General features: G+C 40.9%; 9 protein-coding genes. 7 read left to right on the top strand and 2 right to left on the bottom strand.

What is annotated here, in order from left to right:
* The first annotated feature begins 38 nt into the window (after nucleotides 1-38).
* The 3 genes from NSS82_RS30180 to NSS82_RS30170 all read left to right on the top strand — a co-directional run bounded on the left by NSS82_RS30180 (nucleotide 39) and on the right by NSS82_RS30170 (nucleotide 2,994).
* Nucleotides 39-965: an EamA family transporter gene (locus tag NSS82_RS30180; protein ID WP_081386569.1), complete on the top strand. Its 927-nt coding sequence runs from the start codon at nucleotides 39-41 to the stop codon at nucleotides 963-965.
* Nucleotides 966-1,127: 162 nt separating this feature from the next.
* Nucleotides 1,128-1,916, top strand: a complete 789-nt coding sequence (locus NSS82_RS30175; protein ID WP_076104883.1) for an isocitrate lyase/PEP mutase family protein — start codon at nucleotides 1,128-1,130, stop codon at nucleotides 1,914-1,916.
* Between the two features lie 7 nt (nucleotides 1,917-1,923).
* The gene (locus tag NSS82_RS30170; RefSeq protein ID WP_076104884.1) at nucleotides 1,924-2,994 is read left to right on the top strand and encodes a bifunctional transcriptional activator/DNA repair enzyme AdaA; all 1,071 of its coding nucleotides are present in this window, start codon (nucleotides 1,924-1,926) and stop codon (nucleotides 2,992-2,994) included.
* 38 nt (nucleotides 2,995-3,032) lie between these two features.
* Here the strand turns inward: NSS82_RS30170 and NSS82_RS30165 are convergent, their stop codons facing one another.
* Nucleotides 3,033-3,698, bottom strand: a complete 666-nt coding sequence (locus NSS82_RS30165; RefSeq protein ID WP_076104885.1) for a TetR/AcrR family transcriptional regulator — start codon at nucleotides 3,696-3,698, stop codon at nucleotides 3,033-3,035.
* Nucleotides 3,691-4,893: an MFS transporter gene (locus tag NSS82_RS30160; protein WP_076104886.1), complete on the bottom strand. Its 1,203-nt coding sequence runs from the start codon at nucleotides 4,891-4,893 to the stop codon at nucleotides 3,691-3,693. Before NSS82_RS30160 ends, NSS82_RS30165 begins: the two co-directional genes overlap by 8 nt.
* 261 nt (nucleotides 4,894-5,154) lie before the next feature.
* Here NSS82_RS30160 and NSS82_RS30155 point away from each other — a divergent pair, with 261 nt between their 5' ends.
* From NSS82_RS30155 to NSS82_RS30140, 4 genes are all read left to right on the top strand, one after another.
* Complete coding sequence (locus NSS82_RS30155) at nucleotides 5,155-6,693, top strand: response regulator (RefSeq protein ID WP_076104887.1); 1,539 nt, start codon at nucleotides 5,155-5,157, stop codon at nucleotides 6,691-6,693.
* 19 nt (nucleotides 6,694-6,712) lie between these two features.
* Nucleotides 6,713-8,515 (top strand): sensor histidine kinase, encoded by a 1,803-nt coding sequence (locus tag NSS82_RS30150; protein WP_036685623.1) that lies wholly within the window; start codon nucleotides 6,713-6,715, stop codon nucleotides 8,513-8,515.
* 17 nt (nucleotides 8,516-8,532) lie between these two features.
* Nucleotides 8,533-10,068 carry a response regulator transcription factor gene (locus tag NSS82_RS30145; RefSeq protein WP_076272303.1) on the top strand — a complete coding sequence of 512 codons (1,536 nt, stop codon included), beginning with the start codon at nucleotides 8,533-8,535 and terminating at the stop codon, nucleotides 10,066-10,068.
* Nucleotides 10,069-10,183: 115 nt separating this feature from the next.
* A complete protein-coding gene (locus tag NSS82_RS30140) occupies nucleotides 10,184-11,890 on the top strand; it encodes a sugar ABC transporter substrate-binding protein (RefSeq protein WP_076098804.1) in 1,707 nt (568 codons plus the stop codon).
* The last annotated feature ends 50 nt before the right edge of the window (nucleotides 11,891-11,940 follow it).

Genomic DNA, 11,940 nt, shown 5'->3' with positions numbered 1-11,940 from the left:
AGCTTGCTCAAGAGAAAGGGAAGAGGTTTACGATGAATATGAAGTTATTCAAATATGCTTTACTAGTTTTTTTAGGTGCTTGTAGTTATGGCTCACTCTCTACGATCGTCAAGCTTGGAATGAACGATGGCTTTAGAATGAAACAATTGGTAGGATCACAATACTTTTTTGGATGGTGTATGCTGCTCTTGCTGGTCTTATTATTTTCTCGAAAGAAATTAGGGCTAAAAACAGGCGGGAAATTATTAGCCGCTGGGATCACTATCAGTTTAACTGGCATATTTTATGGCTTCGCCGTTGAACAATTGCCTGCTTCGATTGCGATTGTACTGTTATTCCAATTTACTTGGATCGGTGTAATTCTGGAGGCGGTTGTAGATCGAAAACTTCCTAGTCGGGAAAAAGTGATTTCGATGGTTATCCTTCTAATTGGTACGGTATTAGCGGGGGGCATCCTTGAGCCGAGTGTAGGTGGAATCACGACCACTGGTGTGGTTTTTGGCTTAATGTCAGCCGTGTCGTTTGCCTTCTATATTTTTGTGAGTGGAAGAGTAGCTACGCAGGTACCTGCCGTTAATAAAAGCTTGTATATGACCACTAGTGCAATGGTTATTATTATGACTGTTTTTTCTCCTTCGTTTTTATATGACGGTGCGATTACCGATGGGCTTTGGAAATACGGCCTACCTCTAGGTTTGTTGGGCATCGTAATTCCAGTTCTGTTCTTTTCGATCGGGGTTCCGAAGCTGGGTTCAGGTCTAGGCGCGATTTTAGGGGCAGCGGAGTTACCGGCAGCTGTAGTAGCCTCCGTGTTAGTTCTGCAAGAAGAGGTATCATTACTTCGCTGGATCGGGATTATCGTAGTTCTGATCGGGATCGCAGCTCCACAAATCCTACCGATGGGGACAGGGAATAAGTCATCCAAACCATCACCAAAACAATCACTCCGTAAGGTAGAACTTTAATCGGCAAACTGACATCGATGGTATGATCTGATCCTGAGAGGATTAGATTATCTATCGGTGTTTTTTTTGTGGAAAAAAAGATTGGTGTTAATTTTTCTGGTATCGATAATGGATGTCTAATATATAGTGGTTCTATTCTTAACTAAATGGAGATGACCACTTATGAACAGTAAAAACTATGACTATTTTAAAACGCTGCATGATCAAAAAAATCCACTGATCCTGTACAACTGCTGGGATGTAGCCTCAGCTAAAGCAATAGAGCAAGCTGGATCAAAGGCGGTAGCAACTAGCAGCTATTCCATGGCGGAAGCGTGGGGATATTCGGATGGTGAACAGCTTACATTTGAGCTTATGCTTTGGATGATTTCAAAGATTGCCGAACGAGTAGCGGTTCCATTGACCGTAGACATCGAAGGTGGATATGCTATAGATGAGGATACTTTAGCGCATAACATGGAGCAGTTATTTCAATTAGACATCTGTGGTATCAATTTTGAAGATCAGATTGTAAATCATCCTAACAATGAACTATGGGAGACCAGCGAACAAAGCCGTAGGATCAAAACCATACAACAAGTAGCCTCCAAACTGCAAAAGCGTGTGTTTATTAACGCTAGAACGGATATTTTTTTCAAGGATAAGGAACATTCGATGGATCTAGTGAATCAAGCTATAGAACGTACCTATGCTTATGCTGACGCTGGAGCGGATGGGATTTTTATACCGGGGCTCGCTGATCCAAGCTTGATTGAACAATTTGTCAAAAAATCGCCACTGCCTGTGAATATCATGGTTATGGACGGTATGCTTTCAAATCATGAATTGCAAAAAATTGGCGTGAAACGTATTAGCTATGGCCCGCGTAGTTTCTTTCAGGCACAACATAATCTTCAGGAAAATGCCCGGCAAACGCTTGACGCCTCAGGACTTTATTTAGAAATGAGCTAACCATACTATGATAACTAATGAGCAGGATATCAATAAATATTATAAGATGCTGGTCGAGAAAAACTCGAATTATGAGGGCGTATTTTTTGTAGGAGTGAAGACAACGGGGATCATGTGTAGGCCAACTTGTCCCGCTAAAAAGCCATTAAAAGAAAATTGTGAGTTTTTTGCTACAGCCAAGGAAGCCTTATTAGCATCATATAGACCATGTAAAAGGTGTCAGCCGTTATCCAATCCAACAAAAATGTCTCCTGAAGTAAAGCTGCTTGTAGAAGCTATTGAGAGCAATCCGGAACGAAAATGGACAGATAAAGATTTTGATGAGCTGTCTATTAGTGCAAACACGGCACGCCGCCAATTTAAGAAACAATTCGGGATGACCTTTATCGAATATGCACGTTCTAGACGTTTAGGACTGGCATTCAAACATATTAGGAATGGGGATTCAATCATTAACGCACAACTGGAAAGCGGGTACGATTCGAGCAATGGGTTTAGGGATGCCTTTTCACGAACGATGGGGACTGTCCCGAATCATTCCAAGCAGATTAAAGTGCTGTACTGTACTTGGATAGAAACGATATTGGGTTCCATGCTGGCCATCTCCGATGAAGAGAGTCTTTTACTGCTGGAATTTGTGGATCGCAAGGGTCTTGAAAATGAAATCAAAAGATTACGCACTCGCTTAAATGCAACTATATTACCTGAAAAGGTAGCCGTCCTTCACCAAATTGAGGAGGAATTGAAGCTGTATTTCACAGGTGAACTTACGGAATTTACAACGCCGGTTCGTTATCTGGGCTCAGACTTTCAGCAAAAGGTGTGGAATGAACTCCGGAAAATACCTCTGGGACAGACAGCTTCTTATAGGGAGCTTGCAGAGAAAATCAATAATCCCTCTGCTTGCCGCGCTGTAGCAAGGGCGAATGGTACCAATCAACTCTCAATCTTGGTTCCATGTCATCGAGTGATAAACAGCAATGGTGAATTGGGTGGCTATGGAGGCGGGCTTGCCAGAAAAGAATGGTTAATCAAACATGAGTCTAACCGCTCCTTAAATAAGAATAATTTCATTTAAACTACTCCTCTCTATTACGTAGAATGTGATGGATCCCCTTACTTCAAGGCAGGAGATTCATCACTTTCTGTACTTAAATACTGAACTAACATGTCCACAAATCGGTTAGCAATTTGAATATCCTGAAGTTCGTTGTTGAAATCGTCTTTGGAAATCAGGCTCATTTTCTGTAATAAACCCATCATAGACGTGAAGATGAAATGAGCAGTGGATAAGGGTTCTGTATCAAATTTTAACGATCCATCTTTAACTCCGGCCTCCAGAGCATCCATTAAGAAATGTCGTTCTTTTCCCCGCATCACAAAATCTTTGTACTTTTCTTTGAGTTCTTTACTGTAATCATAGGCTTCAAAATGCAAATCGAATAGAAGAATGAATTTGATGTAACCTGGGTGTTGCCGGGCATAATCAATCCAAGCATTAAGCATCGAAGCAAGCATTTGCTTACCATTCATTTCAATTGAAGAAGGTGCGCTTCTAACAAATTGGGTCATGCTCTCCAGAATTTCCATCTGGACCTCAAAAATCAGTTCGTTCATGGACTGGAAATGCTTATAAAAGGTAACCCGGCTTACACCAGCCACGTCGCAGACATCCTTAATATTAACTTTGAGAAAGCTTTGCTTCATAAAAAGATCCTTCGCCGCAGCAATTAATTCTTCCCGGTTTTTGTTTTTTAAATTCTGGTGCCAGTTCTCAGTCATGGGCGACACTCCTTTCTTGCTCTTTTTTTGGTTTTTGTAAGGTGATGAAAAAGGCAGATGCCAGGATAATTGCCCCAAAAATATAGGGAATATTAATATGTTTGTCAAACATCAATCCCGCTAAAATGGGTCCAAGTATGTTTCCTATACTGGTGTACGTTGTATTTAATCCGGCAGCATATCCTTGCCGATCGCCAGCTGAATTGGCAATCAATGTACTTACTGTGGGGCGCAAAAAAGCATTAAAAGCAAAAAATAAACCTGATACAACTAATAAATAACCTAAATTGATCTTGAATATCATCAACAATAAGGTTATAGCGGTCATCACCAATGATATACGTATAAGCTTTATCTCGCCAAGTCTCTTAATCAGATGATCAAGCAGCCAGATCTGCACAATAATGCCTATAATAGCACCAACCGTAATAATGATTGAGATTTTCGTTGCATCAAAACCGTATTTTTGTTCCACAAAAAGGGCGTACACCGTTTCATAATTCATCAGACCAAATGTCATGATCAGAATGAGCAGAAGATAGCGGAAATAGGGCGTCCGGAATGAATTTACGATTTGATTACGAATGGATTCCCGAGGGTCCTGTTTGTTAACGGATTTCCGTTTTTCCTTTGGTAGTGTCTCTGGCATATAAAAACAAAGTATCGTAGCGATAAGCCCAAGTCCACCCGCAAAAAAATAAGGCACCCGTATTCCAAACCCAGCGATAATCCCGCCTAACCCTGGACCAAGTACCATACCCAAATTCATGGAAGCCCCCAAGTACCCCATACCTTTTGCACGGGTTTCATGGGTGGTGATATCAGCGACATAGGCCATATTGGAAGGGACCATGATTCCGATACCTATACCCCCAATAAATCTAGCGATGTAAAGTAGGGGCAATGTCGTAGATACAGCAAATATCAGATCTGAAAGGACGGTTAAAAACATTCCGGAAATGATCATTGATTTTCGGCCCCATTTATCCGAGAGCTGTCCCCCTATAGGTGAAAAAATAAACTGTGCTGCTCCAAAAGCCGCAATAAGATATCCGGCGGCAGCCCCTGACGCATTAAACAGTTTCAGATATTCAGGTAGAATGGGAATGACCATACCTTGCCCCAATAAAGCGATAAATAGATTCAACATCAGAATGAAAAGTGGAAATCTAGCAGACTTAGATAAGCTGCTCATATCATAGCCCTCCCATATAGTTTACACTGTGTAAAGGTTTACTCGATGTAAACTATAATAATGGAATGATGGGCCCTTGTAAAGGTGTGTCTGAAATTTAGGATACGCTGTTTTTAGTATGTTTTTTCAAGTAAAAAAAGTACTGTTTTAAACAAAAGAAGGAAAATTTATGAATTCACATCATTATCCAAGTATGATAGCATGATCTATATATTTTGGTGTAAAGCGCGGGCTTATCTTAATAAGATTGGAGCGAACATCATGCTTAAGGTTCTGATCGTGGACGATGAACCCTGGGTTCTTGAGGGGCTAAGGACGATGATCGACTGGGGAAAATTCGGTTATGAAGTTTGTGGTGAAGCTCAAAACGGCACGGATGCGATGAGGCTTATCCAGGAGAATAAACCGGAACTGGTTCTTACGGATATTAATATGCCTGTAATTAACGGTCTTGAGCTTATTACAAAGTTGAATGAGGTGATGGAGAAACCTCCTAAATTTGTGATTTTGTCTGGATATGATGATTTCAAGTATGCACGTACGGCATTGCGCCAGCGGGTAAATGAATATTTATTAAAACCCATTGATGATGAAGAAATAGAGGCTTTATTAAGCAGGATCACTCCAATAATCCAAAATGAAATCGCTTCCAATGAGGAGTTTGATAAAAAGCAATTTTTTATCGTAAATAATATCATCAACCGCCTGATCCAAGGGGAGTATAACGAAAATTTAGAGCTTCTAACCCGAAACACCTTGAAGCTTCAAGCGGATGCAGAGTTAATGTGTATTCTTATCGAACCCGCCTCCTCTACGAATCCATTCCAACCGCAGATAAGTGATTATTTTTCCGAGGAACACTTCTGCTTCTTTCAAGACGGATCGGGAAGAGCGGGGATCATTCTTCAGTCTGCTTCTATCGGCAATGAGAGCCTGGAGACTATCGTCAACCAGATGCATTCAGATCTCACTGAACAATCACAGGAGCTGGTCTTTCTAGCACTTAGCAGCAGAATGGTCGGGGTGAGCTCTATTCGAGAGATTTATAGGCAGGCACTTGAGGTATGGAAACGAAAAACGCACCAGCAGAAAAGAGGGGTCTTTTATTATAGTGAGCTTAGAAACCTGAAAAAGGAAGAACCTCATGAGGATCATTTCAGACAGCTGCTGCATAAGGTCCAAACGAATGATACGGAACAGATCCAGCCTTGTGTAAAAGAAGCGTTCACTGCTTTCGTCGAGAATCTGCTGACCCTTGAAGTTGTAAAAGCAAAAGTGGCCCATTTAGAGCTTACGATCTGTAGAATTATAGCTCAAATGAATGGAGACCCGGATACGATTATGATTAAGCTTCAGCAAGAATACGGAAATCTAGGTGAGCTTAGTGATTATTTTATATTAAGCCGTTATGTACAAAGTCTGTGTGAACGGGCTGCCGTCTATCTGTCTGAATTAGAGCAGCAGAATGAACGAAATACGATTTACAAGGTTATTCAGTATGTGGATCGTGAATTTCGGAATAAATTAAAGCTTCAGGATTTGGCACAACAATTTCATATTAATTCTACCTATTTGGGACAACTGTTCAGAAAGCAAACGGGTCAGGGCTTTAGTGAATACCTAAATGCCAAACGGATTGAAGAGGCGAAAAGTCTGCTGAAACGAACACAGCTAAAGATATCGGATATAGCGGTGCAGGTGGGATTCTCTAACACTGATTATTTTATAGATAAGTTTAAGTTGCTTGTAGGGGTAGTACCATCCGTGTATAAAAATGAGAATAAGAACCAACAGCTCTAGGGGAAGCAAGGTGTTTCATATGGAGAGAAAAAAATTCAGATTTAGAAAAGTAGTGAATGATATTCCCTTGAATTATAAATTTTCCCTTATTTATATCATAGGTGTTCTTCTCCCTATCATTATTATTAACCTTGTTTTTTTGGATCGGATTTCCGATCTGATCAAATCGAGAGAGCAGCAGAACCTGGAAATATCTTTAGAAAGAGCCCGAAAGGACATTCATGATTTCATTGAAGGTGGGGTAGCTGTCAGCTATACGCTTTCTGCCGATAAGAACCTGTATGAATTGCTTGAGCGGACGTATGGGAACTCTATTGAATTTTATGACACTTTTGATGAACAGCTGAGAGACCGCATGAACAGCTATATGCCGGTGAATAATCAGATTGAACGGATTACTGTATTTACGAACAATGATTCCATTGTTTCCGGCAGCAACTATCAGGTCATCAATGAAAAGGTAATGAATAGTGAATGGTATAAGCAGTCGAAGGCTGCGGATAAACATCTGTTTCTTGCCGCTTATCATATGAGTGATACCTCTAGTGTGATTTCTACAGCGCCTTATTTGAGTGTTATTGAGCGAATGGACGCTTACAGCTCATACAATAAGTTTGAAAAGCTGCTTAGAATTGATTTGGATCTCAGTAAAATATATGACGTGATTATCAGAGAAAAAGATTACTTGAGTCTTTATTTAGTTAACGAGCAGGACGAGATTATTATGTCTGCACAAAGCGGCTATCAAAGAGGCACCGCGGAACCTTATCCCGTGTTCAAGCTGCAGGATGATGAGCGCAAGGAGGACGTTCATATTGTACCCGTCGGCGGAGCTAGTTATATAAAGGGCTGGCGGATAATAGGAATTACACAAGGTGAGCGTATTACCCAAGCGATAATGGAGATTCGGATTTATGCAGGGATTCTGGCGTCCATTGTCACGCTAATCACCACCGCTTTTTTATATGTGATGTTAAGATCCTATAATTATCGGGTGAAACGGTTATCCAGACATATGCAGAAAGTATCCAATGAGAAATTTGAGCTGATTCGAATCGATGAAGGCCAGGATGAGATCGGGGGACTGATCCGTAATTTTAACAGGATGACCACTACCATTAATTCCTTGATCAATGATGTATATAAACTGGAGATTCAAAAAAATAATCTGGAGATGGAAAGAGTAAGAGCTGAACTGAATTTTCTGCAAAGCCAGATGAATCCGCATTTTCTGTTTAATACGTTAAATGCCATTTTGGTGGTCTGTACTAAAAATAATTATTCGGATGTTACAGATATTATTAAGAGTTTATCCAAATTACTTAGACGGCTGCTGAGCTGGAAAGAAGATCTCGTCACTCTGGAAGAAGAAATGACTTTCATCGAGATGTATTTAAAAATTGAAAAATTCCGGTTCCGGGATAAATTTGATTATCAATTTGAGATCGATGAGCAGTCGCTTCAATATAAGATTCCCAAGCTAAGCATGCAGCCGCTCGTTGAGAATTCCTGCAAACATGGTCTACAGGCCATAGAGGGACTTGGTGTGATAAAAGTGAAGACGTTAGTGGAGGAGGGACGCTTAAAAGTTACCGTCTCTGATAACGGTAAAGGGATAGAGCCAGAGAAGCTGCAAGAATTATTAGGTAATGTTCAAAATGAAGCGTCTTCGGGAACGAATATCGGAATCCGCAACGTGTACCGCCGATTAGAATTGTATTATGAAGATCAGGTCCGTTTTGATATCAGCAGCGTTCCGGATGAAGGGACCATTGTCACTTTTGACATTCCATTAAAACTCCTGGAACGGAAGAATAGCTAGAAAGTGAGGGACCCCCTATGAAATACAAAGTATTGTTGATCGATGATGAGCCTAGTGCGCTTGAAGCGATGCAGCTATGGATTGATTGGCAGGAGCTTGGCTTTGAGGTATGTGGAACCTCCAGCAATGGCAAAGAGGGGCTGGAGTTAATGAAACAGCTCGAACCAGATCTTGTAATTACGGATGTTAATATGCCGCTAATGAATGGGCTGGAGATGGTCGCAGCTTGGCAACGAGCTGAGATTAAGGAGATTAAGTTTGCCATACTAAGTGGTTATAGTGAGTTTGAATATGCCAAGACAGCTATACACTATGGAATTAATCATTATCTGATGAAGCCAGTGTTTCCAGAAGAAGCGGTAGAAGAATTACTGGAGATTTATCAGGAGCTGGAGCAGGAAGCTCAGAAGCGCAGTTTAAATCAAATAGCCTCCGCGGAGGAGGCTGTTTCTCTCCTGAAAGGAATACTGCATGAGAAAGCTGAGCAGTCGAATCAGGAGGTACTTAACCGATTATCGGAAGGGAAAAGCCATTGGAATATTTGTCTGATACAGACAGAGCCGGTTTTATATACAGAGATCAGAGAGCAAGCCTCAGCCCTCCTAACCGATAAAGATTCGATGTTTCTGATGGATCTGGAGAGTCATTGTTTTGGAATCGTATACGGATACCATTCATTGTCCACTGAGGGAGCTGTGATCGATCAGATCGCAACTCCCTTGCTGAATGAACACCCTAAACAAGCTTTGTATATTGCAGCTGGCGCTGGCGTAGGCTCCTTGCTTCAGATCGGGAACAGTTACCGAACGGCGAAAGAAGCATTAATGTATTATTTTTATTATCCTGAAAATGCAGAGGTCCTGAGTTATCAAGAGATTAAGGATAGTCCCTTCAGTTATCATTATGATCAAATTCAACTGATGGATGACTTGATAAGACCGATTAACACCCTGGACTCCGCAGGCTTTAGCCAAGCTGTGAACTCGGCAGCCCGCAGTTTCCGGGAACAGCGCATCGCTCCAGAGGTTGTGAAGAAAATTGTTATTCATATGATGTATAAGATTATTGAGTTTACCTCGGAAGCCAGTGAAGTTCATGAGTCCTCCTTATCTAATCAAATTAGAATCCCCGCGATGTTAGACTCAATGATCACCTTGACGGACTTAATGCGTAATTTGCTATTCTGCGGCGAGGCCAGTATTGATATCCTTCTTAAGGAACAAAACCTAAGATCACAGGGGATTGTTCAGGAGATTAACAATTATATTGAAGAGCATTTTCGCGAATGTCTTACCATTAAGAGGCTATCAGAGGTGTTTTTCCTGCACCCGGTATATCTGGGACAATTATTGATCAAGAAGAACGGAATTAACTTCAATGAACAGCTGCATAACCTCCGAATAAAAGAGGCAGTACATTTACTTCAACAAAATAAGTTAAAAAATAGTGAAATCGCTGAGAAAGTGGGCTATGGCAATTATAGTCAGTTCCTCAAGCAATTTGAAAAAAAGCTACATATGAGTCCTAACGAATTTAAAAACACTAATACCTAAACTTTTTGGGGGTACATCTTTAATTCTGGCGTATTTTCAGAAGATTATCACCTCTATAATTTAACTTGTAAGGGCTTACAACATTGTTACACCAACAAATATATGGAGGTGCTTTATGGGGGGCAAGTTAATATCCAAATGGAAACTTAGTCTGATTGCTGTGTTATCCCTAAGCTTTACCTTAGCAGGGTGCGGAGGAAATAACAGCAACAATACGACGGCTAAGGGGGAAGACAAACCAGCAGAAACAGCCACTTCAACTGCAGCAGGAACAGATTCTGATAAGATTGAACCTTTCGAAATTAGTATCTTTCTTGGAGAAGCAGGCCAGCAACCAACACCAGATAATAAAATTTATAAAATGATTAAAGAAAAAACAGGCGCCTCATTCAATTTCGAATTCTTGGCAGGAGATCTTAAACAGAAGCTTGGCGTTATGATTGCCGGTTCGGATTATCCAGATCTAATGAGTTCTAATACCCAACTGACGGCAGCAGGTGCATTTATTCCTCTCGAGGACTTGATTGAAGAACACGCTCCAAATTTGAAAGCGCATTACGCAGCTTACTGGAACATGATGAAGGATCCAAATGATGGACATATTTATACACTTCCAAACTATGGTGCGTATAACGGTGATGTGAATTCAACCTATTACTCTGGCCCAGCTTTCTGGATTCAGAAAGCTGTACTTAAAGATGCTGGCTATCCAGTGGTTAAAACTTTGGATGAGTATTTCGATCTTATCGTTAAGTATAAAGAGAAGAATCCAACCATTGATGGACAACCAACAGTTGGGTTTGAGATTCATAACAAAGACTGGAGAAACTGGGGATTGTTTAATGCTCCTCAGCATCTGATCGGGCATCCTAATGATGGCGGAGTAGTGGTTAATGATAACGTGGCAGAAGTCTTTGCGGATAAAGACTATGCTAAGCAGTACTACAAGAAGCTTAATGATATGAATGCATTGGGTATTATTGATAAAGAAGCATTTACAATGGATTATGACCAATATTTAGCTAAATTGTCCAGCGGAGCCGTTCTGGGAATGTTTGATCAGCACTGGAACTTTGGTAAAGCAGAAGATTCACTCAAGACACAAGAGAAAGATATGAGAACTTATGTAGGTCTGCCTCTTGTGTATGATACCAACACCAAAGATTATTATCTGGATCGCCCTGCGCTTAACTTGAATAATGGATTCGGGATCACTGTCAATGCTAAGGATCCAGTGAGAATCCTTAAACTGATGGACACATTGATTCAAGAAGATTGGCAAAGAACTCTCACTTGGGGTATTGAAGGCGAAGATTATATTGTGGAAAACGGCCGCTTTATGAGAACCCAAGAACAACGGGATAACGCAGTTGATGCTACATGGAAGCTGAGTAACAAAGCAGAAGCTTGGTATGCTACCGCTCCGAAAATGCAAGGGTACTTTGCAGACGGTAACTCAACGGATGCGGCAGCCCAACCAGAAGAATATAAGGCAGGATTGGAAGCGTTTGACAAGGAAGTCCTCGACGCATATGGATTCAACAGTTATGTAGATTTCTTCAGTAAGCCTGGACCGAACCCAGTAGCTTACCCTGCTTGGTCCATAGATCTTGTTGAAAATTCTCCAGCAAAAATTGCCGATACGAAGATGGGAGAAGTTAAAACCAAGTTCTTGCCAAAAGCAATCTTGGCTAGTCCTTCCGATTTCGATAAAGTTTGGGCTGAATTTGTTAAAGAACTTAATAAAGCGGATATCAAAGCCTACGAAGACAGAATCAATGAACAGCTTAAATGGAGATTTGATACTTGGAGTGTTAAATAGTTAGAGCTTGCTTAAAAATCAGAAAGTGGTGGCTTATTAGCCAACCACTT

Origin of the sequence: Paenibacillus sp. FSL H7-0735, assembly GCF_038008505.1 — a bacterium.
Taxonomy (GTDB): Bacteria; Bacillota; Bacilli; order Paenibacillales; family Paenibacillaceae; genus Paenibacillus_AQ; species Paenibacillus_AQ odorifer.
Note: the sequence above shows the minus strand (reverse complement) of the source record. Positions and strands in the feature narration are given on the sequence as shown.